Origin of the sequence: Exiguobacterium profundum, assembly GCF_042652865.1 — a bacterium.
GTDB classification, from domain to species: domain Bacteria; phylum Bacillota; class Bacilli; order Exiguobacteriales; family Exiguobacteriaceae; genus Exiguobacterium; species Exiguobacterium profundum.
In genome coordinates this window covers 143,426-167,578 of the sequence record NZ_JBHSHG010000003.1, presented here as the reverse complement: position 1 = coordinate 167,578, position 24,153 = coordinate 143,426, and the positions used below count along the sequence as shown (strand labels likewise).

Below are 24,153 nucleotides of genomic sequence, written 5' to 3'. Positions count from 1 at the left end.
CGCTGAACATGTCAAAATGAATATGGAGGTTATGACAGATGACACAGACATTCACGGGCGATACGCACGTATCTGAAATCGTCAAACAATGCCCGCAAGCGGCAGACATTTTCAAACGGAACCGAATCGATTTTTGTTGTGGCGGCAACCGACCACTCGCTGAAGCGACTGACAAATCGAAACGGTCGACGGAAGACATTTTAGAAGAAGTTAATGCGCTTTATCAACGTAAGCAAGAGATGAACGAGAAGAGCATCGATTGGGATGCCGCTTCTTCTTCGGAATTGATTGAGCACATCATTTATAAGCATCACCAATTTTTGACGGACGAATTGCCACAGCTCACACCATATGTGACAAAAGTGTTCCGGGTCCACGGACAAAATCATCCGCACCTCGGACGCATTCATCAACTGTTCAATCAATTGAAAATGGAACTTGAACAACATATCGTCAAAGAAGAGACAGAAGACTTCCCGACGCTGCTTCGTCACGAGACCGCACCGACAGCTGAAACGAGACGGGAGCTTGATAGCATCTTGGCCTCGCTCGAGTCAGAACATGCAACAGCCGGGGACATTTTAAAAGAGTTGCGTCACATCACAAACGACTATACGCCGCCTGAAGGAGCGTGTGGGACGTATCGTCTTGTCTATCAACGGTTAGAAGCGCTCGAATCGGATACGTTTGAACACATTCATCTCGAAAACAACATTTTATTCCCGCGGGCGCGCGCGTTCGCTTAAGCAGTGGCACACCCCTACTTACGTAGAGGTGTCTTTTTGTGACGTTTGATACAGATGGGAGGCAAATCAAGCGCTACGATAAAGGGGAGGCAAAGGAGTGATTAATCATGAAACGGGTGAGTGAAGTCATCGTAGGGGTGACGGTCGCCTTATTACTAAGTCAAGTCTGGTCGAGTTCAGATTCGGAGGACACCGTGACCATTTTGGCGGCGGCAAGCTTAGGACCGGCTTTAGAAGCGGTCGAGCGACAACTTGAAGCAGAGTTCGATGGGATCGATGTTCGAGTCGTGACGAACGGGAGCGGCGCCTTGCGAGTACAAATCGATCACGGGTCTCCGGCAGATATCTTTTTAGCCGCGAGCGTTGATGATGTCGACCGACTACAAATCCCGATTCTAGAGCGGGATGCGTTCTTGTATAACGAGCTGTGGCTCGTGACACCGAAAGGGAAACCGTGCGCGGAGACATGGTACGACTTAAACGCATGTGCTCGGATCGTCATCGGTGACCCGGTCAATGTCCCGGCCGGTCGCTACGCGAAAGCGGCGCTAGAAGTGGAAGGCGTGTGGGAAGAAGTGGAACCGCGAATCATGTTCGCCCAGAATGTAAGACAAGTATTGACGCTCATCGAACAAGGCGACGCCAATGCGGGATTCGTCTATAAGACGGAACTGACGACGGACGTCGAGTCGCTTCAGTCGGTCCCGTTTGAAGCGACGGGTACGATCGCGTATCCGGCGGTCCGGTTGACGCACAACCCATACGTACACGAGGTGTACGCGCGTTTGTTTGACGATGATATCCAAGCTCACTTTTTAGCGAAAGGATTTTCTAAATGACGCAACATCCACTTCAACTCACATTCGAAGTCGGGATGATGGCGACGGTGAGCGCCTTCGTCCTCGCCTTCGGAGCGGCTTATTTCATGCATCACCGTCAATTCAAAGGAAAGCGGCTGCTCGAGACGGTGTTTTTACTGCCGCTCATCTTGCCGCCGACAGTCATCGGACTATACGCCTTGATTGTCCTCGGGAACAACGGGATCGGCGGATTGTTACCGATTACGATCTTGTTCACGAAACAGGCGAACATCATCGCATCCGCCTTGGCCGCGTTTCCGCTCATCTACCAAACGATTCGTCTCGGTCTTAAACAACTCGATGCGGAATGGTATGAGGCCGGACGCGTGCTCGGTGGGTCAGAGCGCCAACTGTTCACCTACGTGACGATTCCGCTGCTGTTACCTGCGTTGACGAGTGGGTTTGTCCTTGGTTTCGCACGGTCAATCGGCGAGTTTGGGATCACGATGATGATTGCCGGAAATATCCCGGGCGAGACGATGACGCTCGCCACAGCGATTTATATGGCGACAATCAACGGAGATATGACCCAGGCGCTCGTCTGGAGCGGATGGTTGGTTGGTTTGGCGTTTTTAGTCCTCTGGCTGAGTGAACGTTATGGCAAGCGTTCATATTAGTCGATCACGTCGATTTTTTTCACATAAGACCGGTTCGGAGTATTTAAGATACTCGGACCGGTCTTTTTCCAAATGTGGACGTGGTCTCCGACAGTGATTTGCTCGAACGTGGCTTTCACTTGAAACTTGAACCAGCTTACGTCTTCCGGTTCACTTTGTGCGAACAAGGTGTCAGGAGAGAGCGTGGCCTCTTCTGCGGTAATTCCGCTGATGACGAGTGCGGTGCGGTCAGATTCATTTATTTCAATCACATACCCCTCGACATCTGGTTCGGTCGTCGCTCGATTGGCGAAGACGAAACCGATGGAAAAGACGACGAGCATGGCCGCGATGGTGAGGAATAACATGATTTTAAGCGATGATTTCATAAGGGAACGCCTCCTTCGTTCATTATTCTGTCACGTCTCGAATCGCTTATCTGTGAAAAAAGTAACAGTTAAGTCGAGATGTCATCTTTATGATGAAACTATGAAGTCGCTCGGAAAGAGAAGGGGGAACACATATGTCCGATCGTTATTTTTATTCGACCGCCGCAAAGTGGTCGTTCGTAGGATTCACCGTCTTGGTGCTCTCGACATGGATCGCCTCGGCAGGATTTGAGCACGTAGACATGGCGCTGTTCGGCTACTATATCGCCGCCGTCATTTGCATGATTGGGATGGTCGTCCGCTTGACGTTATTTTTTGCACGGCCGGCCACCTCACAAGTATTGAAGCGGAGCCTCAAACAAATGAAGGCAGAAAAGAAACGGGCCGGTAAAGCCGTCGCCACGACAACTGTCAATAACATCGTCTTACAGAAGTTCATCTGGGAACGTGGTTGGTACCGCTGGACCCAACATATGTTGATTGCCTGGGGATGTCTCGGGTCGTTCGCCATCACATTCGGGCTGACGTTCCAATGGATGCGGTTTGATTTGATTGATATCGAGACGTATCAGATTGTCGTCTTTAACATCCCGACCATCAAGATGGCTGCGCACGGGTTGTTCGCGGAGCTCGTCTATAACGGGTTGAACATCACCGCGCTCATGTTGCTCGTCGGCGTGCTCATGGCACTCTATCGCCGAATCAACGACCAGGACGTGAAAGTGACCCAGCGGTTCGAATTTGATATTTTACCGCTCCTCATGTTGCTCATCGTCACTGTCTCGGGGTTGTTGTTGACCGTTTCGTACGTGTTCTTCGGAGGCTTCATCCATCACGAGCTCGCCTTGTTCCATCAATTGACCGTCATCATCTTTTTATGTTACTTCCCGTTCGGTAAACTGTTCCACTTGCCGGTCCGACCGATGGCGGCCAGCGTCCCGATGAACTACCGGGAAGTCGAAGCGGATGAGACCCGTGTCTGCGCCGGGTGCGGGACACGTTATGCGACGGACAATCAAGTCGAGGACGTCCAAGCGATTTTGCAAGCACAGACGATCCAGCTCGGGCTCAGTGACGGGACCCAGCTCTCCGATTACTGCCAACCGTGTCGACGTTCGATGCGTGTGAAGATGCAATTGAACTTGATGAACGGACAGTTACCGACACACCCGGTCGATACGAACACAGGCATGTCGATGCCAGGATTCGGCCGACCGAAGGAGACGAAAGGTGAGGCAAAAGATGAGACACCTGTGCGTTAAGTGCGGCGAACCGACCGGCACGCTTGAAGAGATTGAACAAGTGAAACAATTGCTCGAAGGGTCGGACCAACTCGTAAAAGTCGATGCGGCGCACACGGTCCAAGACCTCTGTCACGGCTGTCGTCGTCGGGCCCGGCTCGATTCGGCGCTCGGACGGCCTGGAAGTGACGGGATGCATTATCCGCTTCAAACGATTAACGGCTATCACGTCAGTGGATTTTCAAAACGAAGAGCGGAAACGTTCTATGGAGGGGAAGACGATGAGTGACTTTTTAACGTCGCCAGAAGTACAGAACTTAATCAAACCAGGCGAAAAATTGATTACAACCCATTGCTGTTACTGTGGCATGCAGTGCGGCATGCATATCCGGGTCGATGAGAAAACCGGGGCCGTCAAAGGCGTTGAACCACGCTACGATTTCCCGGTCAACAAAGGAAAACTTTGTCCGAAAGGCGTCACGGCCTATCAAACGATCGAACATCCGGACCGCATCATGACTCCGCTCATCAAACGGAACGGCAAGTTTGAGAAAGCGACATGGGAAGAAGCACTCGACGTCATCGAAGCAAACTTTAAACGCATTCAACGAGAGCATGGGAAAGATGCGGTGTCCGTCTTCGGCGGCGTCTCGATGACGAATGAAAAATGTTACCTCGTCGGGAAGTATGCGCGGGTCGCACTCGGCACACGGTTCATCGATTACAACGGTCGCTTCTGCATGTCGTCAGCTGCCGGCGGTTTCTTAAAGACACTTGGGATTGACCGCGGAGCGACGCTTCCGTGGACGGAGTTCGAGCACGTCGACACATTCTTTGTCGCCGGTTCGAATATCGCCGAATGTCATCCGACGACGACGCAACATATTTGGAAGGCGAAAGACAAAGGCGCGAAAATCATCGTCGCCGACCCGCGTGAAATTCCGATGGCGCGCGTCGCCGATGTCCATCTCGATTTGAAGCCAGGGACGGATGCGGCGCTTGCGATGGGACTGCTCAACTTTTTAGTCGAACACGATTATGTTGATCAAGCGTACGTGGATGAGCGTTGCGATAACTATGAAGAGTTGAAAGCGTCGGTCCGAGACTGGACGCTCGAACGGACGAGTGAGGTGACCGGTGTCGCCATCGAAAAACTCGAGAAGGCCGGTCATATTTATGGGAAGAGCCCACGTTCGGTCATGTTGTTCGCTCGCGGCGTCGAACAACAGTCAAAAGGCGTCGACAATGTCTCGCTCTATACGTCGATGGCGCTCTTACGAGGCATGATTGGGAAGTTTGCTTCGGGCGTCGCCACGATGACGGGGCAAGGGAACGGGCAGGGTGGACGAGAACATGGACAAAAAGCAGACCTGTTACCAGGCTACCGAAAATTAACTGATCCGAAAGCCATTGAATATGTGAGCGGGGTTTGGGGCATCGATCCTTCCGAGATGCCAAAACCAGGTGTGTCCGCGTTCGAAATGTTCGATGAGATTCAAGCGGGAACGATTCGGGCGATGCACCTCATGTGTTCGAACCCAGCCGTTTCGGCACCGAACCTTCCGTACGTGTGGGACAGTTTCAACAAACTCGATTTCTTCGTCGTTAGTGACTTCTTCATGTCGGAATCTTGTGAGTTCGCTGATGTCGTCTTACCGGCTTGTTCGTGGGCCGAAGACGAAGGGACGACGACAAACTTAGAAGGACGAGTCATTCGGATCCGGAAAGTGCGCGAACCGCTCGGGGATTCGCTTCCAGACTGGGAAATCATGAAGCGGATCGCTGAGCGGATGGGACGCGGACAGTACTTCCCGTATGAGACGGCGCGTGACATCTGGGAAGAGTTCCGCATCGCGACGAAAGGTGGAGCGGCTGACTACTCTGGGATCACATGGGAACGAATCGACGACGAGTATGGTGTCTTTTGGCCATGTCCGTCCGAAGATCATCCCGGCACACCGACGATGTTCAAAGAACGGTTTGGAACGGCGAATGGAAAAGCAAATTTGCCTGTCGTCACATATCGGCCGGCCGGTGAATATGCGAATGAAGAATATCCGGTCACGCTCACGACAGGTCGGGTCGTCTTCCATTACTTATCGGGCAATCAGACGCGCCGTGTCGACTTCTTGAGCACGATGTCAAAACTGCCGTTCGTGGAGATCCATCCGGAGTTAGCATCAAGTTATGGCCTTCAAACGGGCGACAAAGTCGAGCTTCGCACACGTCGCGGGTCGATTGTCGTCGAAGCACGTTTGACGAAGGCGATTCGAAAAGATACGGTCTTCGTCCCTTATCATTGGGGCAAGGAGCTTGCCATCAATCAATTGACGAACCCGTGTCTCGATCCGATGTCACGCATGCCGGAGTTCAAGGTATGTGCGGTACAAATGAAAAAGTTACCGGCCAACACCCCGTTACACATTAATCCGTTGACGGTCCCGCTCGGATCAAGCGTGCCGTTCATGGCGGACCATGCGATTGCGACGAGCTGTCACGTCATGGATGAGGAGGTTCATACGAAATGAATAAGGTCATGTATTTAGAGTTTGAACGTTGTATCGGCTGTCGGGCCTGTCAGGCAGCTTGCCGCGAATGCGGGGACCACGAGGGGCTCGAGCGCAACTATGTGGATTATATCGATTTCTCGGAGAACCGTCAGACGTTCCCGATGATCTGTATGCAGTGTAAAAATCCGGCTTGTGCTCAAGTATGTCCGGCGAATGCGATTCAAATCACGCCAGAGGGCGTCGTGTTATCGGCTTCAGAAGAAAAATGTATCGGCTGCCGGAACTGTACGTTCGCTTGTCCGTTCGGGATTCCGAAGTTCGACTTTGAGAAGAATAAGATGTATAAGTGCGACATGTGTTACGACCGCTCCAAACATGATATCGCGCCGATGTGTGCGTCGGTTTGTCCGTCGGATGCGATTCGCTTCATCGACCATGACGAGATGATGCAACTCCGTCGTCAACGCGTCCAAATGAACATGATCGAAGGGAAAAAGCCTTCGCAAGACGATAAATGGAATTACGTCCCTGAATTCTTTGGCGTCTATTCCGATTGAGATGGAAAGGAAGATGACTTATGTCGAATGAATCAAAAGACCGGGAACGCTTATCCGAACTCGTCGATAACTTGAGTCGGGCCGATGACGTGAAACTGAATCGACGGGCGTTCATCAAATCAACGTTCGGCGCAGGTATCGCACTCGGTCTCGCGACTATCCCGTTCAATATCGCGGCCTTCGTTCGAAGCGAGCCGAGAACCGACCGTCAGTTCATCACGACGGTCGAGGCGCTAGAGCGCGGGAAATCACTCGAATTTGAATATCCGGGTACGGAACCATCGTTGCTCGTTCATTTAAAGAATGGTGAATTCGTCGCCTATAACAACAAATGCACTCATCTGCAGTGCCCAGTGTTTTATGTGGAGGAAGAAGATGTTCTTCTTTGTCCGTGCCATCGTGGTTACTTCGGTGTCGACGGCCAACCACAGGCCGGTCCGCCGCAGCGGGAACTCCCTAAAATCTTGCTTGAAATCGAGAACGGGAAGATTTTTGCGGTCGGAAGAGAGATTCATCATGGGGCGTAACGGTTGGAGTTTAATCGGATTGGTCATATTGCTCGCGACGAACATGATACTCTTGCAATATACAATTGAGAGCTACATGGTGTATGATCACGCCTCGATGCGACTGTATATGATCATCGCCGTCATCAATGTCGGATTGATCGGCTTATTATATCGATATTGGAAAAAAATTGAATATCGTATGAAAGAATAGTCCTCCCCTTGAAACGCTTCCAAATGTTGATTGCGTTTCGAGGGGGTTTGTGTTTAGAATGAAGGCAAGCTTTCATATGGCGCAACGTGTTTTAAGGAAGGTCGGTGGAAATGGCTCATTCAAATAAAGCGATGGTGCTCGAGGAAACAAAAAAATTGGCACATCGAATCATTCATGTCCCAAAAGGCGGTTTTCTGTTCCGAGAACAAGAAGACGCAGCTGAATTTTATATTGTAAAGAGTGGACTGATTCAAATTTCGAAATTGACGGAAAATGGAAAAGAATTGACGTTACGTTGTTTAAGCGCTGAGGCTTGTTGCGGAGAGTTGACGTTATTCGCAATCGAACCAAAATATTTATTTAACGCCAAGGCGTTAGAAGATAGTGAAATTTATGCGGTCAAAATCGAGCGTATTGAAACGATGATTTTGTCGTCGAACCCGGAATTCGTCCGCGAGTTCATGGTCATGATCAACGAACATATGCGGAAACAGCATACGAAATTTAGAGACTTGGTGTTGAACGGGAAAAAAGGAGCGCTCTACTCGACGCTCATTCGTATGGCGAACAGCTATGGGGTGGAAGTCGAAGACGGCATTCTCATCGACTTGAAACTGAAAAACCAAGAGCTCGCCAATTATTGCGGGACATCGCGTGAACGCGTGAATCGCATGTTGAACGAGCTCGCCCAAGAAGGAATTATTTCACTCCCTTCCCGTCAAATCATTATCCATGACCTCGACCGGTTGAAACTGCTCAACCATTGTGAGGACTGTCCGGTCTCGGTCTGTGTCATCGATTGATTACATTATGGCGGCAAGCGATAGCTCGCCTTCAAAATGCTCCAATCCATCGGCCTCGATTGTACAGGCCGATACATAAAACTCGCCATCTTCCATCAACTCATAAGACCGGAGCACGCCTTCGGCTAGCTTGATCCCGTTGGCGCGGACCTCGACGACGACACCTTCCATCGAGCGGACACGCGCTGCGGACAAAAAGTCGAGCCATCGTTTGAAATGGCGATAAACGGTGACCGTGGTCCCGTCCCCTAAGTAACCGATGACTGCCTGTGCGTCATCGATCGTCACGTCATGGTGAGTGTCGATCCGAACGAGCAAGGTGTGCAGCGCTTCTAGTTCTTCTAAAGGACTTTCAAGTGGGAATGTGATATCGAGCCCCGTCTCGGTGAACGCAGCCTCGGCAATCGCGACGCCGAAGACACGGAACACGTGGGCCCCGTCTTGACTGAAGAAATATGGTTGTAGCGCCAAGCGAACTTTGGGCGCACAGTGGATTTGAATGAGATGTGACAAATTAATCCCTCCTCTATTCCTTATCGTAAGGAATCGGGGAGGGTTTTTCTGTGTTCAATGTCACAGAAACAAAAGATAGGCGATTTTGTCACAGATTGATGACAGGGTGAGAAAAAAACTCAAGATGCGAAATAAGTGTGAAAGAAGGCACACTTTTTTAAGAGGACGGTCGATAGGATGGGATTAGGGTACGAATTGAACCGTTAAGAGGAGGAATAGACCATGCAACAATTAGACAAAGGGTCACACGCACTCGCCGAGTGGAAGCCAGAGGATGTGGGATTTTGGGAAGGAACGGGAAAACAAGTCGCCAATCGGAACTTGCTCGTTTCGGTCCCGGCACTGACGCTTGCATTCATCGTCTGGCAAATGTGGTCGGTCGCAGCCGTCCAATTGAATTCGATCGGGTTTAGCTTTACGCAAGGCCAGTTGTTCACGTTGGCCGCACTGCCTGGACTTGTCGGGGCGACGTTGCGCTTTTTCTATACGTTCGCAAACAGTATATTCGGCGGTCGGAACTGGACGATCTTCTCGACATCGATTTTGTTGTTGCCGCTCCTAGGCATCGCCTATGCCGTTCAAAACGTCAATACGCCGTATTGGGTATTCATGATTTTGGCCGCACTTTGCGGACTAGGCGGCGGAAACTTCTCGTCATCAAACGCCAACATCGGCGCGTTTTATCCGAAAGCGAAAAAAGGGACGGCGCTAGGGATTAACGGAGGCATCGGGAACTTGGGCGTCTCGCTCGTCCAATTGATCACACCGCTCGTCATCACGACAAGTATTTTCGGGTTCATCGGCGGGAACGCCCTCGTGACCGAGACCGGCGAAGAGATTTGGCTTCAAAACGCCGCGCTCCTTTGGGTCGTGCCGACCATCATTTTGACGGTCTGCGCATACTTGTTCATGGATAACTTACCGACCGCTCGTCAATCGCTTCGTGAACAGGCGAGCGTGTTTAAAGACAAACATTTTTGGATTCAAACATTGCTCTACACGGCGGCGTTCGGTTCCTTCATTGGATATGCCGCAGCGTTCCCGATGATTTTAAAGTTAAAGTTCCCTGAGTCGGACTTGATGGCGCTCGCCTTCCTTGGTGCATTCCTTGGCGCCTCTTCGCGTCCGTTCGGGGGCTGGATCAGTGATAAGATCGGAGCGGCCAAAGTGACATTGATCGTGTTCGGAATCATGGCGCTCGGTACGATCAGTGTCATCATGGCCATCACGAACAGCAACTTGACGATGTTTTTCATCTCCTTCGTCGTCTTGTTCATCGCAACAGGACTCAACTCTGGAGCGACGTTCGCGATGATTCCCCACGTGTTCGTGGCGACGAAGACACCGGCCGTCGTCGGATTCTCGGCAGCGTTTGCTGCTTACGGCGCATTCTTCATTCCGAAGATGTTCGGTTGGTCGCTCGAGCTCGTCGGTTCGTTCAACGGTGCGTTGTTCGTCATGCTAGGGCTCTATGCGATCTCGATTGCCACCACAATTTATTATTACTTGCGCAGCGGTGCTGAGAAGCCGATTCGCTGACAAATCGACGCAGGGACTGTGAGGGTCCCTGCTGTCGTTGATGGATAGAAAGGATGAACCAAGATGACACCATGGACCGATCGACGGAGACGACCGTTGGAAGACTTACGCATCTCAGTCATTGATAAATGCAACTTTCGTTGCCGATACTGCATGCCGGAAGAAGCGTTCCGCCACCACCAATTTTTAAAACGAGATGAGTTGTTATCGTTTGACGAGATCGAGCGCTTCGTTCGCATCATCGCCCCACACGGCGTGAAAAAAGTGCGTCTGACCGGGGGCGAACCTCTACTCAGGCCGAATCTCGATGAACTGATTCGCCGCCTTCGCGCGGTCACGACCATCGAGACTATCGGGTTGACGACGAACGGCGTCTATTTAGAACGGATGGCGAAAGTGTTGAAGCAAGCTGGGCTCGACCGGGTCAACGTCAGTCTAGACGCCTTATCGGCCGAGACGTTCGGGATGATGAACGGACGCGGCACGTCGCCCGAGACGGTATTACGAGGAATCGATGAGGCGAAACGGCAAGGGCTCGAAGTGAAAGTGAACATGGTCGTCCGAAAAGGCTGGAACGATCATGAAGTCGCCTCGATGGCCGCTTATTTCAAAGAACGGAACATCACACTCCGTTACATCGAGTTCATGGATGTCGGCACGGCGAATGAATGGAACGTCGAACATGTCGTGTCGTCTGAATCGATTCTTGAGGTGTTGAAACAACGAAATGGATTACTTGAACCGCTTGCACCCGAAACACTAGGAGAAGTCGCGCAACGTTACCGTTACACGGATGGGGCGCAAGTCGGCTTCATCTCTTCGGTCAGCCAACCGTTCTGCGGAACGTGTACGCGAGGTCGCCTATCGAGTGACGGCAAATGGTACACGTGCCTGTTCGCAGAAGACGGGACCGATATCCGTGAATTGCTCCGCAGTGGGGCGAGCGATGAATTGATTGCCATGACACTAAAAATGGTATGGGAAGTACGGGACGACCGCTATTCGGAAGAACGGTCGCGAACTGGGAGTCGGACGCGAAACCGAATTGAAATGAGTTATATCGGAGGATGAAGACGATGCAAGCACACAACCATGTACATCAAAACACACAGCGTGTCCGGGCAGCGATTTTGACGATCTCGGATACGCGAACACTCGATACGGACGTGTCTGGCGAACATATTTGTACGCTATTAAAAGAAGAAGCACATACGGTCACATACCGTGAGATCACGAAAGATGACTCATTTGAAATCGAAGCGGCCGTCAGACGAATGGTCGCTGAGAAGATGGACGTCATCTTGACGACCGGGGGAACGGGCATCACGAAACGGGACGTCACCATTGAGACGATTCGACCGCTGCTTGACCGAGAAATGGTCGGCTTCGGCGAGTTGTTCCGTTATGTCAGCTTCACGGAAGATATCGGACCGGCGGCGATGTTGTCGCGAGCTTTAGCAGGACGCATCGGGGATACGATCATCTTTTCGATGCCAGGGTCGCGAGGCGCCGTCGACTTGGCGATGACTCGCTTGATTCTCCCTGAGCTCTCCCATATCGTCTGGGAAGCGACGCGATGATCGGCATCGTTTTGGCAGGCGGAAAATCGCGCCGGTTCGGATCCCCTAAATGGCAAGCCTGTTATGAGGACATCTCGTTTGAAGAGCGGGCGCGACAGACACTCGCTACAACGACGACTTCCCAATGGAGCGTCGTACCGGCCGGACAGTCGATGACCTCATATCAACTTGAAGATGACATGGAATGGCGCGGCATGGGACCGCTCGCTGGCATCATCACCGTCATGCGGCACGTCCCGTCTGATTGGTATGCCGTCTGTGCGTGTGATACGCCCTTGTTGCCGCCGACCGTTTACGAACGGCTTGCGACGGAACGCGGGAAGCAGCCGGTTGTCGCCTACGCAGATAATCGAATCCATCCGCTCATCGCCTTGTATCCCCGCTCGATACTGTTCCAGTTCGAAGCCGCTTTACGTCGAGGCGAACGGGCGGTCATGCCTCACTTGACAGAGGCGACAATCGTCTCGTTTGCTGAACGGGACTGGTTTAAAAATGTGAACACACCGAGTGATTATGAAGAATTGCTAGGAAAGGAAGTGGAGTAATGGAAAAGATGTCGACGCTATTTCGTAAGCCGCTCGCCGTTGACGAGGCGGTCATCCGTGTCCAAGAAGCGACGGGGAAAGGTCGGACGGAAACGGTACCGTTGTATCGAGCGAACGGCCGGATTTTAGCGATGGATCTCACTGCGACGCATGACGTTCCAGCATTTAATAAATCTCCGTATGACGGTTTTGCTGTCCAGTCCGCGGATTTGTTGAGAGCGAGCCGCGATGAACCGGTGACATTACCCATTCAATACGTTCAGGGAGCCGGACACGTCGGAGAACCGCTCCGCGCCGGCGAGGCGATTCGCATCATGACCGGGGCAAAAATTCCAGACGGAGTCGATGCGGTCGTCATGCTCGAGCTCGCACAAGCGGATGAACGAGTCGTGACGTTCAAGCGACCGGCCCGCGATGCCAATATTTCCTATCGTGGGGAAGATATGACGGCGGGGACGAATATCGTTGACCGAGGCACCCGCATTAATCCGGGCGTCATCGCCTTGCTCGCTACGTTCGGGTATGAGCAGGTCGACGTATACGTAAAACCGCACATCACCGTGTTTGCGACCGGTGATGAGCTCGTTGAACCGGGACAGAAAAAAACCGATGGGCAAATCTATAATTCGAATGCATATATGATTCTCGCTCAAATCGAGGCACTCGGTGGCGCGGCGACATATGGCGGTATCTTGCCGGATACGTTCGCTTCGACAAAGCGGGCGATTGACGAGGCACTTCGGACGAGTGATGCCGTCGTCACGACAGGCGGGGTATCGGTCGGAGATTTTGATTATTTACCGGATGTATATGAGGCGCTCGGGGCGACGGTGCTGTTTAATAAAGTTGGGATGCGGCCAGGGTCCGTCACGACGGTCGCGCACGTCGAACATCGGTTGTTGTTTGGATTATCCGGGAATCCGTCGGCGTGTTTTGTCGGAACGGAACTGTTTGTCGGCACGTATATGAAGACGTTATTCGGGCAAGCGGAGCGACCTGTCATCCAGGCGGAACTTGGTGTCGATTTCCCGAAAACGAATCCGTTCGACCGGTTCGTGCGTGGACATGTGACGATTGATGCGACCGGGCAGACGGTGGTTCATCCGAGCGGGAAAGACAAGTCGGGCATCGTCTCCTCACTCGCGACGTGTAACGCGTTGATTCATCTGCCAGGCGGAACGAGAGGGTTTCAAAAAGGGGACTCGGTGCGATGTCGAATCATCGATCAGCTTTGATTTTACAAGTGGTCGGCTATCAAAATAGCGGTAAAACATCGTTCGTTTCTGAGCTGACAGCACGCTTGTCGGCGACGGGGCTCTGTGTCGGTGTCATCAAACACCACGGTCACGGAGGGACGTTCGACTTGCCGATGACGGACTCGCATCGTCACGCGTTGGCTGGTGCCGTGCTATCGAGTGTGATCGGTGAAGACGGGACGTTAATCGAGTGGCAAGCGGTCGACACGTTTGAGTTGCTCCTCAACTGGTACGAGGCGCACGTCGACATCGTGATCATCGAGGGATACAAACGGAAAGATTATCCGAAAGTGGTGCTCGTGCGAGACGGGCATGAACAACCGGTCGATGTGACGAACGTGATCGCGCGCGGAGATTCCGTGGCAGACAAGGACCGGTTGATGCGTTTAGTGGAAAGGTGGATGGAGAATGAAATGGTATCAAGTGAATGAACATCCGCTCGAACCGATGGCGCTTTACGAAACGGTCCGGCATCGAAACGTCGGGGCGGTCGTGCTGTTTATCGGGACGGTGCGAGAAATGACGGGTTCCAAACAGACTGAGCTCTTGGAGTATGAATCATACGTACCGATGGCCGAGAAGATGCTCGAACAAATCGCGAAAGAAGTGGCGGAACGTTGGCCTGGTGCGTTGACGGCGATCCATCACCGGATTGGACGACTCGATATCATGGAAGAAGCGGTCGTCATCGCGACGAGTTCTTCCCATCGCGCCGACGCATACGAGGCGAATCGTTACGCCATCGAACGGATTAAAGAAATTGTCCCAATTTGGAAACGGGAGCATTGGACCGACGGCACGAAATGGATGGGTGATCAAAAAGAACAACACCCAGGACGCCCGGAAGGAGTGACGTACACATGATTGAGGTATTATGTTTTGCCCACGTGGCAGAAGAGTTGGCGGTCCGGTCCTATACCGTTTCGGCTCCACAAACAATCGCCGCCTTGCGAGCGGATTTGGCCGAGCGGGGCGTGTCGGGAGCGGGACGTCTCATGTTCGCGGTCAATGAGCGCTATGAGACGGACGAATATACGGTTGCAGACGGAGACACGGTCGCCGTCATTCCAATGGTGAGCGGAGGATAAACGATGGAACTGACACACATGAACGACCAAGGGCGGGCGCGGATGGTCGATGTCTCGGATAAACCGGAAACGACACGGACAGCTCGGGCCCGCACATCAGTTGAATTGAGCAGTGAACTGAAACAGCTCATCACGGATGGTGACCTTGCGAAAGGCGACGTGCTTGCTGTCGCCCAAGTGGCCGGGATTATGGCCGCCAAAGAGACGAGCCGCATCATCCCGATGTGTCACCCGCTCGCCTTGAAAAAAGTCGATTTAACATTCGAATGGGACGAGACACAGCTCATCATCGAGTCGTTCGTGAAGACGAAAGGTGATACCGGTGTTGAGATGGAAGCGTTGACGGCCGCATCGGTCGCAGCGTTGACCGTATACGATATGACGAAAGCGGTCGATAAAGGCATCGTCATCGGGCCGACATACTTGCTTGAGAAACAAGGCGGGAAGTCAGGGGACTACGTCCGATGACACATGTTCCGGAACGTTACGCGCGGCAGGCCCGGTTCCACGGTATCGGTGGGGACGGGCAAGAACGTCTGATGGTGAAACGAGTGCTCGTCGTCGGTCTCGGTGCGCTCGGAGCGGCCGTGAGCGATCAACTTGTTCGGGCCGGCGTCTCACTTATCCTCGTCGACCGCGACTATGTAGAGGTGACGAACTTACAACGACAGACGCTCTATACGGAACAGGACGCACGTGCCGAGACGCCGAAAGCGGTCGCGGCGCTCGAACGCCTGCGGACCATCAACTCAGACGTTGAGTTGGACGCGCAGATCGCCGACGTATCGTGGGATTGGCTTCGGCCTTTGCCGCCCGTTGATCTCGTCTTGGACGCGACCGATAACGTCGAGACACGTCTTCTATTGAACGATTTCGCACTCGAGCGCGGCATTCCGTTCTTGTTTGCCTCTTGTGTCGGGGCATACGGCATGAACTACACGGTGATGCCGGAAGAAGCGCCGTGTCTTCGTTGTCTCATGCGTCATTTGCCGTTAGCCGGACAGACGTGCGCGACAGCGGGGGTGGTGGCTCCCATCGTGCAACATGTGGCGAGTCGTCAAGCCGTCGAGGCGTTGAAATATTTGACCGGGCGTCATGAACAAATGGAACGTCGACTGTTGATTGAAGACATGTGGGAGAATCAGTCACAGCGGCTCGATGTCGCACGGCTCGTCGACGTGTCTTGCCCGTCTTGTCAGGCCCATGACTACCCGAGTCTTGTTTCAAGTCGACAGCAGACAGCGCTCCTATGTGGTCGCGATGTCGTCCAAGTCCGTCGCTCCATCGAAGGGCTTGACCCGATTGCGCATCAACTCGAGCGGGCGGACATCACCGTGAAGCAGACCCCGTTCACGTTAGAATGGCGATGGCGGAATCATCGGATGCTCTTGTTCAAAGACGGAAGGGTTCTCGTCCATGGCGTTGACGATGCGCATGTCGCGGTCGCGATGGTCGATGAATGTCTTGGTACGTAATTCATCGCATCATAGAGCTTGTTTCTCCCTAAAAAAATACAAAATGATACAACAATTTCTGCGACACGTCATCAGCGTGAAGTCGGAACGGGTTACTTCGATGAAGTCTCGCTCGTCATCTCAGGTGGGCAATCATCAACGACTGCACTGGCTGGGTCGACAGAAGCAGAGCAGTTCACAAATTGATCATATTTTGGAGACGCCAACTTGTTGGTGTCTCTTTCTTTATGTGAAAGTATGTGAGATAGATTGATGAATATGTGAAAAAAAGATGAACCAAAGTTCATTTTCACTTCTCCAATTCGACGAATAGTTGTCACAAATAGTAAGAATAAACCGTTTCCATTCCTTGTATACTCAATCTGTTCACAAGTTGGACACAATGATAAAGGGGGAAGCATCATGCAAGGGGAACGATTGAATAAACGCAACGCTTGGTATCAAGCGGTATGGCGTTGGCACTTTTATGCAGGTCTCATATTTGCACCAATTTTTATTATCCTGGCTGTGACAGGAAGCATTTATTTATTTGAACCGCAAATAACGAAGATGCAATACAAAGACATGATGACGGCAACTTTCACGGAAGAACAGCCGATTGAAGTCCAAAAAGAATCATTCATGACGGAATATCCGGATGCGATGATCACATCGATTCGTTTGCCGGATGAAGGCGAATCGACTCGAATCGGTTGGATGAACAAAGACGAGATGATGTATACATATATTCATCCGGAAACTACAGAAGTTTTAGGAACGCGGTCTGCTGAAGGTAGCATGGATTTATTAGTTGTGATTCATGGCACACTATTAGGTGGTCAAATCGGGAACTGGGTCGTCGAACTCGCGGCGTCCTGGGCAATCATTCTTCTTATTACGGGGACATTCTTGTTTTGGCCGCGTGGTAAGAATCCGCTTCGGATGCTTATGCCGAAGCTTGGGAAAGGACGACAGTGGTGGAAGCAGATGCACGGTAGCGTCGCTTTGTGGTCATCGCTAGGCCTCGTACTCATTATCAGTTCAGGGTTGGCTTGGTCATCCGTTTCGGGTGCGATGTTGCAGTGGGTTTCCTCGTCGACAAACACGGGAGCACCGATGTATGCCTATGCGTTTGGCGCCAAGCCAGAATCGACCGTGACGACAAAAGAGGTGGCAGAAGACGTACCTTGGGCGACCCAAGCAGATCTCGTTCCAACGTCTTCTCCAAGTACGCTGTTGCCGATTGATTTAAATCAGGTGGTGAACAAGTCCACGATTGATCGACCGTACACAATCTCGCTTCCGGAAGGCGAAACAGGCGTCTATACTGTCACATCGGCAGCAGGTCATCCATTTAAAGAATCGACGGTGAACTTAGATCAATATAGTGGTGAAACACTCAGCTCTGTGACATACGCAGATTACGGGATTCTCGGAAAACTGATTACGGTTGGAATCGCGTTCCATGAAGGTCGCCTGTTCGGTTTACTCAATCAATTGGTCGGTGTCGCGCTTTGTCTAGGTCTCATTTTCGTGGTCATCAGCTCGTTCATGATGTGGCGCAAACGAAAAGTCGGATCCATTGAACAGATGAAGCGGTTTGAGGACGAACGCATTAAACGAATCGTCGGTATCTTGATTTTACTTCTAGGTGTGACATTACCGCTCGCAGGAATCAGTATTCTTGTCGTTCTCCTATTTGATTGGTTGATTGGTCGCCGGAAGTTGAAAGCGGAGGTGGCAGCATGAAACGATTTAAAGCAGTCATTCCTGTCATCCTAGCGACAATTTGGTTAAGCGCGTGTCAACTTCAACCAGTAGAACGCACCATTGATCCGATTGGGATTCAACTGATCGTACCTGAACGTGTAGAAGTTGGCTCGACGACGCTTGCGATGAAAGTATCGAATGATGAACGTGTGACGGAAAGCCATATTCAAGTCACGCCTTACGATTCGGAAGAGACCCGGACGTATGAGGTGACAGAACAGGATGGCTATCTCGTGACGAGCGTGAAACTCGATCAGGGAATCTACCAAGTGAACGGCATGGTCCATGAAGGGCAGAAGGTCTATACGCCGTCCGCATGGATGATTGTCGGTGATGTACCGCAAGACCAAATCGACCAATTGCAGCAACCAATCGTTCACTCACACGACCATGGTGGTGAACATCAGCATTAAAAAAGTAACCGTTGCGTATGCAGCGGTTACTTTCGTTTAAGACGTATCCCGATCTCTCCAATGAGAACGGCAATGCCCATAAATCCGGCACCGAGGATGGCCATTTGATTCTGGTTGGCGACCCCGATTCCGTTCTCGAATTGATAAATCTCACGTGTTAAGAATTGGATCGGCTCACCGGATGTGAGTGCTTGTTCATAACCGAGCCAAATCAAAATCGAGAATGTGGCAATTGAAACCAAAAGTCCGATGAATGCGGTAGTACTGACACGGATTACGGTTCGAGTCATAGCGTTTCCTCTTTTCCTATTTGTATACGATACGTCACAAGCTGAGGAAAAGATTCACGAGGCAATCATTTCGGAATGGTCAACACTTGTCCGACATAGATGGAGTTGACGTTTGTGATGTTATTGGCGGCTGCGATTTTTGCGACGGTCGTATTGTACATCGTCGCAATCTTGTAGAGTGTGTCGCCCGATTTCACCGTATATTTCACAGTCGTCGTAGGTGGTGTAACGGTCGTTCCTGGAATGATGAGCACTTGTCCGACATAGATGGAGTTGACGTTTGTGATGTTATTGGCGGCTGCGATTTTTGCGACGGTCGTATTGTACATCGTCGCAATCTTGTAGAGTGTGTCGCCCGATTTCACAGTGTATTTCACGGTCGTCGTAGGTGGTGTAACGGTCGTTCCTGGAATGATGAGCACTTGTCCTACATAAATCAAGCTGTAGTTCGTAATGTTGTTGGCGGCAGCAAGCGCCGAGACGGTGACTCCGTATGTCCGTGCGATACTGTACAACGTATCACCTGACTTCACGGTATACGTTTTGTTCGTCGATGTGTTTTGATATGCAAGTAATTGTGAGACCGTGACAAATTTGTACCCTTTTGCTTTGAGTTGTGAAATCATCGTTGGGAGTGCGAGCGGTGTACCTGGGGCCCCGGCTCCGGTATGCATCAAGACGATTGAACCCGGTTTGATGTTAGTCTGAACTTTCGTGTTGATTTGGCTCGCGGTCAACCCTTTCCAGTCAATCGTATCAATGTTCCATTGAATCGTGTATCCGTATCCTGCAGCCCCGACACCGCTCAATACGGTACTATTCACTGCACCAAACGGGGCTCTGAAAATCGGTTTTGTCGTTTTTCCGGTCAACGATTTAATCAAAGTTTCCGTGCGGTCGAGTTCGGATTTCATCTGCGTGGCAGTCAGTTTGGTGAAGTCAGGGTGTGTATACGAGTGATTTCCGAGTTGATGTCCTTTTGCGGCGATATTTTTAATGTACTGTGGATGGTTATTTGCGCCCGACCCCGTTAAAAAGAAAGTGGCTTTGACATTGTTTTTTGCTAAAATGTCTAAAATCTTGTTCGTGTTCGCCCCGTCTGCCCCGTCATCGAACGTCAATGCGACGACCTTGCTCGTCGTGTTCACGCTCGTGACAAATTTTGAAGCGGCGGCACTGACGGAAATCGATTGTGTGATCACCATCGCCAATAAGATGAACAGTGCCATCGCCCCACGAATGACCTTACGTTTCATCTGAATTCGCCTCCATTCATGATGTAACTCTCTTGATGTTAAGACTTTCCAAATGATTGACCTTGATATATTTTATATACCCCTTTTTAGAAATGATGGACTAAAATTCGGAAATGTACTCAATAAATTTTGATTCAACTATATGTGTGAAATTTGTGAGAATGTATCGTGGGATATATCACAGAATGCTCACACTCTTTTTGGAAAGAGATGGTATCATGAACAATGTGTGAAAGATGTAAGCGATTTATAAGGAGGACTTATGATGAAAAAGATGATGACACGGTTTGGGGTCGTGTTTGGACTCATCGGGTTATTCGTACTCGGTGCGTGTGGTACGGAGAAAGAAGCGGAGAGCGCGGCTGTTCCACAGTCAATGGAACCGGTCGAGGCAGAGTTGACGGTAGAGGCAACGGCTGAAAAGGGAGAGGCGGTACCTTTATCAGTAACAGTCACGCAAGATGGTCAACCTGTAGACGATGCGGATGAAATCAAGTTCGAAGTATGGAAGAATGGTGCGAAGGAAGAAAGTGAGATGATCAAGGCGTCACTCACGAAAGACGGTGTCTATGAAGCGGAGACGACGTTCGCGGAAGAAGCGGTCTATACGGTTCAGGTTCACGTGACAGCGCGTTCGATGCACACCATGCCGACGACAAACGTGACGGTTGGACATCCAGAAACGGCTGCTGAAGCAGAAGAAGAGAGTGAGCATCATCACCACGCTGGAGCGGATATCACGCTTGACCCGAAAGAGGCGACAGCAGGGGAAGAACAACCATTCATGGTACACGTCATGATTGAAGACGAGATGCTCGCTGGAGCGGACGTACAGCTCGAAATCTTCCAAGATGGGGCAGAGAAGCATGAATGGGTGAAGTTGGAGGAAGCAGATGCTGGGATGTATAAAGGTGCACACACTTTTGCTGAATCAGGCGCATACAACGTTCAAGTCCATGTCACGAAAGGTCATGACATTCATGAGCACGTGATGGAAACGGTAAACGTTAAATAAAAAATCGGCTCGCGTTTGAGCCGATTTTTTATTATGCATTTTGGTAAAGGGATTCAACTTGTTGTTGAAGCGCCTCGTTCTCCAAGTACTCATCGTATGTTGCTTCTTTATCCACGATGCCATTCGGTGTCACTTCAATGATGCGTGTCGCAATCGTCGAGATGAGCTGATGGTCATGTGAGCTGAAGAGGAGTACGCCTTTGAACGACTCGAGACCGTTGTTAAGTGCTGTGATCGATTCGAGGTCCAAGTGGTTCGTCGGATCGTCGAGGACGAGCACGTTCGAATTTGAAAGCATCATCTTCGAGAGCATGCAACGTACTTTTTCTCCCCCTGAGAGTACAGACGCCTTCTTCATGACTTCTTCACCTGAGAAGAGCATGCGGCCGAGGAATCCACGAAGGAACGTGTCTGACTCATCGGCAGGCGAGAACTGGCGCAACCAGTCAAGGATGCTCTTTTCTGAGCCCTCGAAGTATTCTGAGTTGTCTTTCGGGAAGTATGACTGAGTCGTCGTTACGCCCCATTTGACTGATCCTGTGTCTGGCTCCATCTCACCCATGAGGATTTTGAAGAGTGTCGTGATGGCAACGTCCGAACGACCGACAAACGCGACTTTGTCCGTCTTGTTGAGTGAGAACGTGACGTTATCGAGCACTTTCACGCCGTCAATCGTCTTCGAAACGTTGTCGACATAGAGAACATCGTTTCCGATTTCGCGCTCCATCGTAAATCCAACGAACGGATAACGACGTGACGACGGACGGATGTCATCAAGTGTGATCTTATCGAGCAACTTCTTACGTGACGTCGCTTGACGCGCTTTCGATGCGTTCGAGCTGAAACGTGCGATGAAGTTTTGAAGTTCTTTGATTTTCTCTTCTTTTTTCTTGTTCTGGTCTGCCGCCATACGTGTAGCAAGTTGGCTAGACTCATACCAGAAGTCGTAGTTCCCAACATACAATTGGATTTTTCCGAAGTCGAGGTCGGCCATGTGCGTACAGACTTTGTTCAAGAAGTGACGGTCGTGGGAAACGACGATGACTGTGTTTTCAAAGTTGATTAAGAATTCTTCTAACCATTGAATCGCTTTTAGGTCAAGTCCGTTGGTCGGCTCGTCTAAGAGGAGGATATCTGGCTTACCGAAGAGCGCTTGGGCAAGAAGGACTTTGACTTTCTCCCCACCTGTGAGTTCGCTCATTTGTTTCTGGTGGAGCGCTTCAGAGATTCCGAGACCTTGAAGGACCATCGACGCTTCCGACTCGGCTTCCCAACCGTTCAACTCAGCGAATTCACCTTCGAGTTCAGCTGCGCGCATGCCGTCTTCATCTGAGAAGTCTTCTTTCATATAGATGGCGTCTTTTTCCTTCATTACTTTGTAGAGACGCTCGTGACCCATAATGACGGTCTCGAGAACCGCACTGTCTTCATACGCGTAGTGGTCCTGCTTGAGGACAGCGAGACGTTCGCCTGGTGTGATGCTGACATCACCCGTCGTCGTATCTTGTTCACCTGATAAAATCTTTAAGAATGTCGATTTTCCGGCACCGTTCGCACCGATCAATCCGTAACAGTTGCCTGGCGTGAACTTGATGTTCACCTCTTCAAACAACTTGCGACCGCCAAATTGTAGGCTGACGTTATTTACTGTAATCATGTATGGTATCCCTCGTTTTTCTGATTAGTTTACGACGTGTATTGTATCACGTTTTTGAAAAACGCGCAGTCGCGTAAAAAGTGGAAGTGAAAAATGACTCTATTCGGTAATTCCCAACATATCATATGTTTAGTAAAAACATAACGTCTCACTTAATACATTTGGTTACTTGAAGTGAGACGTTGTGTCAAAGCAACGAAGTAAACGAATTCCTTCAGGGGAAATAGTGCAGTTCAGTTGCCATATTTCTAATCCGGAAGGTATCGCATCGTTAATCAATTGACGAATTAGATGGTCTTTTTTTCGGTTGGAATTACCGGTATAAATTGGTGCGTCATATAAAAAAACATATAAGAGGACTGCTCTTCCGGTTTGGGGTAGAGTGGAAATCAGAGCGTGGAGATGACGAATCAACCGTTCTGTCTCGATGGGTCGTTTCAATCGTCTACGTTTAAAGTGTGGGAGAGGAATAGTGAGTAGTTCGCTGAGCGGAGCCTTCACTTCCATGAAGATTCCATCAATCTGAAAATCGATTCGTGCACCGCCAATTACTATTTCACGTTTGATTCCCCTCGGGGTTGAGAAAGCATCAAGCTGGTTCTCGAGTAAGAAAGCTTCAACATAGTCGTTGACACGACCTTGATTGATTCCAATCCATTGTTCACCATCGACTGAAATGGCTTCGACTGTAAAGTGAGTTTTACGATTCGAGTCATAGGTTTCTGAGACGAGGCAGGGGATGTTTTCAAATATAATATCTCCAATCCTTCCTGTTACAGGACAATGGCAAGGCGCGAGCAAATCATCAACGAGTACGTCCATGACAAAGCGATTACGTCTGTTTACAATTATCGCTTTTTTCAAAGGTTCTTCAAATAAAATCATTGCCACTTTTACGTGAAATGACGGTATTCAACTCAAATGCTACATTTCCTGCGAGTGCGCGTGAAATCATACATTGATCTTTCGCTTTTTTCGCGATGCGCTCGACAAGCGTGATGTCTCGGTCGGTCATCTCTGTAGGTACATGAATCGTTGTCGCATAGCGAATCGTCTCGTAAGTGAAGATGCCGTTCGTCACATCGACGATGCCCTCTGCATTAATCGTGATACCACGATGAGTCAGGTCACTCCGTCCAAGTACGGCTGCGAGGGTGATGATATAACACGTTGCCGCTGCCCCGAGGAGCATCTCATCCGGATTCGTTCCGACTCCCGGACCGTCCATTTCGGGTGGGATTGAAATCTGTGTCTTTAATCGCTCGGCCGTGAGGGTGCCGACGTCATTTCGTCCGCCATCCCAACCGAGGTTCATGCTAAATGTATGTTTCATCAAAAATCGCCTCCAATGTCTC

31 protein-coding genes are annotated in these 24,153 nt (G+C 50.7%); 24 read left to right on the top strand and 7 right to left on the bottom strand.

What is annotated here, in order from left to right; translation table 11 throughout:
* The first annotated feature begins 38 nt into the window (after nt 1-38).
* From ric to modB, 3 genes are all read left to right on the top strand, one after another.
* Nucleotides 39-746 (top strand): iron-sulfur cluster repair di-iron protein, encoded by a 708-nt coding sequence (gene ric / locus ACFO4U_RS11620; protein WP_215244247.1) that lies wholly within the window; start codon nt 39-41, stop codon nt 744-746.
* A gap of 107 nt (nt 747-853) precedes the next feature.
* Nucleotides 854-1,585, top strand: coding sequence for a molybdate ABC transporter substrate-binding protein (gene modA / locus ACFO4U_RS11615; RefSeq protein WP_215244248.1), 732 nt, complete (start codon nt 854-856; stop codon nt 1,583-1,585).
* On the top strand, nt 1,582-2,223 hold the full coding sequence (gene modB, locus ACFO4U_RS11610; RefSeq protein WP_214784372.1) for a molybdate ABC transporter permease subunit: 642 nt from the start codon (nt 1,582-1,584) through the stop codon (nt 2,221-2,223). Before modA ends, modB begins: the two co-directional genes overlap by 4 nt.
* Here the strand turns inward: modB and ACFO4U_RS11605 are convergent.
* The gene (locus ACFO4U_RS11605) at nt 2,220-2,591 is read right to left on the bottom strand and encodes a DUF3221 domain-containing protein (RefSeq protein WP_034780581.1); all 372 of its coding nucleotides are present in this window, start codon (nt 2,589-2,591) and stop codon (nt 2,220-2,222) included. The two genes, modB and ACFO4U_RS11605, sit on opposite strands and share 4 nt — an antisense overlap.
* 134 nt (nt 2,592-2,725) lie before the next feature.
* On the opposite strand from ACFO4U_RS11605, the gene ACFO4U_RS11600 reads away from it, so the two are divergent.
* The 7 genes from ACFO4U_RS11600 to ACFO4U_RS11570 all read left to right on the top strand — a co-directional run bounded on the left by ACFO4U_RS11600 (nt 2,726) and on the right by ACFO4U_RS11570 (nt 8,422).
* Complete coding sequence (locus tag ACFO4U_RS11600; protein ID WP_015880386.1) at nt 2,726-3,853, top strand: MFS transporter; 1,128 nt, start codon at nt 2,726-2,728, stop codon at nt 3,851-3,853.
* The gene (locus tag ACFO4U_RS11595) at nt 3,834-4,121 is read left to right on the top strand and encodes a hypothetical protein (protein ID WP_034780588.1); all 288 of its coding nucleotides are present in this window, start codon (nt 3,834-3,836) and stop codon (nt 4,119-4,121) included. The genes ACFO4U_RS11600 and ACFO4U_RS11595 overlap by 20 nt, the downstream gene beginning before the upstream one ends.
* A complete protein-coding gene (locus tag ACFO4U_RS11590; RefSeq protein WP_015880387.1) occupies nt 4,114-6,360 on the top strand; it encodes a molybdopterin oxidoreductase family protein in 2,247 nt (748 codons plus the stop codon). Before ACFO4U_RS11595 ends, ACFO4U_RS11590 begins: the two co-directional genes overlap by 8 nt.
* The gene (locus ACFO4U_RS11585; protein WP_015880388.1) at nt 6,357-6,899 is read left to right on the top strand and encodes a 4Fe-4S dicluster domain-containing protein; all 543 of its coding nucleotides are present in this window, start codon (nt 6,357-6,359) and stop codon (nt 6,897-6,899) included. Before ACFO4U_RS11590 ends, ACFO4U_RS11585 begins: the two co-directional genes overlap by 4 nt.
* 20 nt (nt 6,900-6,919) lie before the next feature.
* Nucleotides 6,920-7,426 carry a QcrA and Rieske domain-containing protein gene (locus tag ACFO4U_RS11580; protein WP_015880389.1) on the top strand — a complete coding sequence of 169 codons (507 nt, stop codon included), beginning with the start codon at nt 6,920-6,922 and terminating at the stop codon, nt 7,424-7,426.
* Nucleotides 7,416-7,619 (top strand): hypothetical protein, encoded by a 204-nt coding sequence (locus ACFO4U_RS11575; protein WP_214784363.1) that lies wholly within the window; start codon nt 7,416-7,418, stop codon nt 7,617-7,619. Before ACFO4U_RS11580 ends, ACFO4U_RS11575 begins: the two co-directional genes overlap by 11 nt.
* A 110-nt stretch (nt 7,620-7,729) precedes the next feature.
* Nucleotides 7,730-8,422 (top strand): Crp/Fnr family transcriptional regulator, encoded by a 693-nt coding sequence (locus ACFO4U_RS11570; protein ID WP_215244249.1) that lies wholly within the window; start codon nt 7,730-7,732, stop codon nt 8,420-8,422.
* Here ACFO4U_RS11570 and ACFO4U_RS11565 read toward each other — a convergent pair whose 3' ends face one another.
* Nucleotides 8,423-8,935: a hypothetical protein gene (locus ACFO4U_RS11565; protein ID WP_214784360.1), complete on the bottom strand. Its 513-nt coding sequence runs from the start codon at nt 8,933-8,935 to the stop codon at nt 8,423-8,425. It abuts the gene before it with no gap.
* 222 nt (nt 8,936-9,157) lie between these two features.
* Between ACFO4U_RS11565 and ACFO4U_RS11560 the strand changes: the two genes are divergently transcribed.
* The 13 genes from ACFO4U_RS11560 (at nt 9,158) to ACFO4U_RS11500 (ending at nt 18,580) form a co-directional block, all read left to right on the top strand.
* Nucleotides 9,158-10,474: an MFS transporter gene (locus ACFO4U_RS11560; RefSeq protein ID WP_211781932.1), complete on the top strand. Its 1,317-nt coding sequence runs from the start codon at nt 9,158-9,160 to the stop codon at nt 10,472-10,474.
* 63 nt (nt 10,475-10,537) lie between these two features.
* Nucleotides 10,538-11,545: a GTP 3',8-cyclase MoaA gene (gene moaA / locus ACFO4U_RS11555; RefSeq protein ID WP_074035052.1), complete on the top strand. Its 1,008-nt coding sequence runs from the start codon at nt 10,538-10,540 to the stop codon at nt 11,543-11,545.
* A 5-nt stretch (nt 11,546-11,550) separates the two neighbouring features.
* Nucleotides 11,551-12,054, top strand: a complete 504-nt coding sequence (locus tag ACFO4U_RS11550; RefSeq protein ID WP_214784613.1) for a MogA/MoaB family molybdenum cofactor biosynthesis protein — start codon at nt 11,551-11,553, stop codon at nt 12,052-12,054.
* A complete protein-coding gene (locus tag ACFO4U_RS11545; RefSeq protein WP_215244250.1) occupies nt 12,051-12,599 on the top strand; it encodes a molybdenum cofactor guanylyltransferase in 549 nt (182 codons plus the stop codon). The genes ACFO4U_RS11550 and ACFO4U_RS11545 overlap by 4 nt, the downstream gene beginning before the upstream one ends.
* Entirely contained in the window at nt 12,599-13,834 is a 1,236-nt protein-coding gene (locus ACFO4U_RS11540) for a molybdopterin molybdotransferase MoeA (protein WP_015880397.1), read from the top strand. The genes ACFO4U_RS11545 and ACFO4U_RS11540 overlap by 1 nt, the downstream gene beginning before the upstream one ends.
* Nucleotides 13,810-14,286: a molybdopterin-guanine dinucleotide biosynthesis protein B gene (gene mobB, locus ACFO4U_RS11535; protein WP_215244251.1), complete on the top strand. Its 477-nt coding sequence runs from the start codon at nt 13,810-13,812 to the stop codon at nt 14,284-14,286. Before ACFO4U_RS11540 ends, mobB begins: the two co-directional genes overlap by 25 nt.
* Complete coding sequence (locus tag ACFO4U_RS11530; protein WP_015880399.1) at nt 14,264-14,719, top strand: molybdenum cofactor biosynthesis protein MoaE; 456 nt, start codon at nt 14,264-14,266, stop codon at nt 14,717-14,719. Before mobB ends, ACFO4U_RS11530 begins: the two co-directional genes overlap by 23 nt.
* A complete protein-coding gene (locus ACFO4U_RS11525; RefSeq protein WP_215244252.1) occupies nt 14,716-14,943 on the top strand; it encodes a MoaD/ThiS family protein in 228 nt (75 codons plus the stop codon). Before ACFO4U_RS11530 ends, ACFO4U_RS11525 begins: the two co-directional genes overlap by 4 nt.
* 3 nt (nt 14,944-14,946) lie before the next feature.
* Complete coding sequence (moaC, locus tag ACFO4U_RS11520; protein ID WP_015880401.1) at nt 14,947-15,411, top strand: cyclic pyranopterin monophosphate synthase MoaC; 465 nt, start codon at nt 14,947-14,949, stop codon at nt 15,409-15,411.
* On the top strand, nt 15,408-16,418 hold the full coding sequence (locus ACFO4U_RS11515; RefSeq protein ID WP_215244253.1) for a ThiF family adenylyltransferase: 1,011 nt from the start codon (nt 15,408-15,410) through the stop codon (nt 16,416-16,418). Before moaC ends, ACFO4U_RS11515 begins: the two co-directional genes overlap by 4 nt.
* An 18-nt stretch (nt 16,419-16,436) precedes the next feature.
* Complete coding sequence (locus ACFO4U_RS11510; RefSeq protein WP_160300237.1) at nt 16,437-16,604, top strand: hypothetical protein; 168 nt, start codon at nt 16,437-16,439, stop codon at nt 16,602-16,604.
* Nucleotides 16,605-16,820: 216 nt separating this feature from the next.
* Nucleotides 16,821-18,146: a PepSY-associated TM helix domain-containing protein gene (locus ACFO4U_RS11505; RefSeq protein WP_214691348.1), complete on the top strand. Its 1,326-nt coding sequence runs from the start codon at nt 16,821-16,823 to the stop codon at nt 18,144-18,146.
* Nucleotides 18,143-18,580 (top strand): hypothetical protein, encoded by a 438-nt coding sequence (locus tag ACFO4U_RS11500; protein ID WP_214691347.1) that lies wholly within the window; start codon nt 18,143-18,145, stop codon nt 18,578-18,580. The genes ACFO4U_RS11505 and ACFO4U_RS11500 overlap by 4 nt, the downstream gene beginning before the upstream one ends.
* A gap of 26 nt (nt 18,581-18,606) precedes the next feature.
* Here ACFO4U_RS11500 and ACFO4U_RS11495 read toward each other — a convergent pair whose 3' ends face one another.
* Both ACFO4U_RS11495 and ACFO4U_RS11490 read right to left on the bottom strand, forming a co-directional pair.
* The gene (locus ACFO4U_RS11495; RefSeq protein WP_214691346.1) at nt 18,607-18,870 is read right to left on the bottom strand and encodes an LlsX family protein; all 264 of its coding nucleotides are present in this window, start codon (nt 18,868-18,870) and stop codon (nt 18,607-18,609) included.
* Between the two features lie 65 nt (nt 18,871-18,935).
* On the bottom strand, nt 18,936-20,126 hold the full coding sequence (locus ACFO4U_RS11490; RefSeq protein ID WP_214691345.1) for a LysM peptidoglycan-binding domain-containing protein: 1,191 nt from the start codon (nt 20,124-20,126) through the stop codon (nt 18,936-18,938).
* A gap of 265 nt (nt 20,127-20,391) precedes the next feature.
* Here ACFO4U_RS11490 and ACFO4U_RS11485 point away from each other — a divergent pair, with 265 nt between their 5' ends.
* Nucleotides 20,392-21,141, top strand: coding sequence for a FixH family protein (locus tag ACFO4U_RS11485; RefSeq protein ID WP_214691344.1), 750 nt, complete (start codon nt 20,392-20,394; stop codon nt 21,139-21,141).
* A 31-nt stretch (nt 21,142-21,172) separates the two neighbouring features.
* On the opposite strand, the gene ACFO4U_RS11480 is transcribed toward ACFO4U_RS11485, so the two are convergent.
* From ACFO4U_RS11480 to ACFO4U_RS11470, 3 genes are all read right to left on the bottom strand, one after another.
* Nucleotides 21,173-22,798 (bottom strand): ABC-F family ATP-binding cassette domain-containing protein, encoded by a 1,626-nt coding sequence (locus ACFO4U_RS11480; RefSeq protein ID WP_015880408.1) that lies wholly within the window; start codon nt 22,796-22,798, stop codon nt 21,173-21,175.
* A 165-nt stretch (nt 22,799-22,963) separates the two neighbouring features.
* On the bottom strand, nt 22,964-23,683 hold the full coding sequence (locus ACFO4U_RS11475) for a PDDEXK family nuclease (RefSeq protein ID WP_215244254.1): 720 nt from the start codon (nt 23,681-23,683) through the stop codon (nt 22,964-22,966).
* Nucleotides 23,670-24,134, bottom strand: coding sequence for an SACOL1771 family peroxiredoxin (locus tag ACFO4U_RS11470; protein WP_374193986.1), 465 nt, complete (start codon nt 24,132-24,134; stop codon nt 23,670-23,672). The genes ACFO4U_RS11475 and ACFO4U_RS11470 overlap by 14 nt, the downstream gene beginning before the upstream one ends.
* Between the last annotated feature and the right edge of the window lie 19 nt (nt 24,135-24,153).

What these genes read in the sequence shown, in the direction of transcription:
- ric (WP_215244247.1), top strand. Translation starts at nt 39, where the DNA reads ATGACACAGACATTCACGGGCGATACGCACGTATCTGAAATCGTCAAA.
- modA (WP_215244248.1), top strand. Translation starts at nt 854, where the DNA reads ATGAAACGGGTGAGTGAAGTCATCGTAGGGGTGACGGTCGCCTTATTA.
- modB (WP_214784372.1), top strand. Translation starts at nt 1,582, where the DNA reads ATGACGCAACATCCACTTCAACTCACATTCGAAGTCGGGATGATGGCG.
- ACFO4U_RS11605 (WP_034780581.1), bottom strand. Translation starts at nt 2,591, where the DNA reads ATGAAATCATCGCTTAAAATCATGTTATTCCTCACCATCGCGGCCATG.
- ACFO4U_RS11600 (WP_015880386.1), top strand. Translation starts at nt 2,726, where the DNA reads ATGTCCGATCGTTATTTTTATTCGACCGCCGCAAAGTGGTCGTTCGTA.
- ACFO4U_RS11595 (WP_034780588.1), top strand. Translation starts at nt 3,834, where the DNA reads ATGAGACACCTGTGCGTTAAGTGCGGCGAACCGACCGGCACGCTTGAA.
- ACFO4U_RS11590 (WP_015880387.1), top strand. Translation starts at nt 4,114, where the DNA reads ATGAGTGACTTTTTAACGTCGCCAGAAGTACAGAACTTAATCAAACCA.
- ACFO4U_RS11585 (WP_015880388.1), top strand. Translation starts at nt 6,357, where the DNA reads ATGAATAAGGTCATGTATTTAGAGTTTGAACGTTGTATCGGCTGTCGG.
- ACFO4U_RS11580 (WP_015880389.1), top strand. Translation starts at nt 6,920, where the DNA reads ATGTCGAATGAATCAAAAGACCGGGAACGCTTATCCGAACTCGTCGAT.
- ACFO4U_RS11575 (WP_214784363.1), top strand. Translation starts at nt 7,416, where the DNA reads ATGGGGCGTAACGGTTGGAGTTTAATCGGATTGGTCATATTGCTCGCG.
- ACFO4U_RS11570 (WP_215244249.1), top strand. Translation starts at nt 7,730, where the DNA reads ATGGCTCATTCAAATAAAGCGATGGTGCTCGAGGAAACAAAAAAATTG.
- ACFO4U_RS11560 (WP_211781932.1), top strand. Translation starts at nt 9,158, where the DNA reads ATGCAACAATTAGACAAAGGGTCACACGCACTCGCCGAGTGGAAGCCA.
- moaA (WP_074035052.1), top strand. Translation starts at nt 10,538, where the DNA reads ATGACACCATGGACCGATCGACGGAGACGACCGTTGGAAGACTTACGC.
- ACFO4U_RS11550 (WP_214784613.1), top strand. Translation starts at nt 11,551, where the DNA reads ATGCAAGCACACAACCATGTACATCAAAACACACAGCGTGTCCGGGCA.
- ACFO4U_RS11545 (WP_215244250.1), top strand. Translation starts at nt 12,051, where the DNA reads ATGATCGGCATCGTTTTGGCAGGCGGAAAATCGCGCCGGTTCGGATCC.
- ACFO4U_RS11540 (WP_015880397.1), top strand. Translation starts at nt 12,599, where the DNA reads ATGGAAAAGATGTCGACGCTATTTCGTAAGCCGCTCGCCGTTGACGAG.
- mobB (WP_215244251.1), top strand. Translation starts at nt 13,810, where the DNA reads ATGTCGAATCATCGATCAGCTTTGATTTTACAAGTGGTCGGCTATCAA.
- ACFO4U_RS11530 (WP_015880399.1), top strand. Translation starts at nt 14,264, where the DNA reads ATGAAATGGTATCAAGTGAATGAACATCCGCTCGAACCGATGGCGCTT.
- ACFO4U_RS11525 (WP_215244252.1), top strand. Translation starts at nt 14,716, where the DNA reads ATGATTGAGGTATTATGTTTTGCCCACGTGGCAGAAGAGTTGGCGGTC.
- moaC (WP_015880401.1), top strand. Translation starts at nt 14,947, where the DNA reads ATGGAACTGACACACATGAACGACCAAGGGCGGGCGCGGATGGTCGAT.
- ACFO4U_RS11515 (WP_215244253.1), top strand. Translation starts at nt 15,408, where the DNA reads ATGACACATGTTCCGGAACGTTACGCGCGGCAGGCCCGGTTCCACGGT.
- ACFO4U_RS11505 (WP_214691348.1), top strand. Translation starts at nt 16,821, where the DNA reads ATGCAAGGGGAACGATTGAATAAACGCAACGCTTGGTATCAAGCGGTA.
- ACFO4U_RS11500 (WP_214691347.1), top strand. Translation starts at nt 18,143, where the DNA reads ATGAAACGATTTAAAGCAGTCATTCCTGTCATCCTAGCGACAATTTGG.
- ACFO4U_RS11495 (WP_214691346.1), bottom strand. Translation starts at nt 18,870, where the DNA reads ATGACTCGAACCGTAATCCGTGTCAGTACTACCGCATTCATCGGACTT.
- ACFO4U_RS11490 (WP_214691345.1), bottom strand. Translation starts at nt 20,126, where the DNA reads ATGAAACGTAAGGTCATTCGTGGGGCGATGGCACTGTTCATCTTATTG.
- ACFO4U_RS11485 (WP_214691344.1), top strand. Translation starts at nt 20,392, where the DNA reads ATGAAAAAGATGATGACACGGTTTGGGGTCGTGTTTGGACTCATCGGG.
- ACFO4U_RS11480 (WP_015880408.1), bottom strand. Translation starts at nt 22,798, where the DNA reads ATGATTACAGTAAATAACGTCAGCCTACAATTTGGCGGTCGCAAGTTG.
- ACFO4U_RS11475 (WP_215244254.1), bottom strand. Translation starts at nt 23,683, where the DNA reads ATGATTTTATTTGAAGAACCTTTGAAAAAAGCGATAATTGTAAACAGA.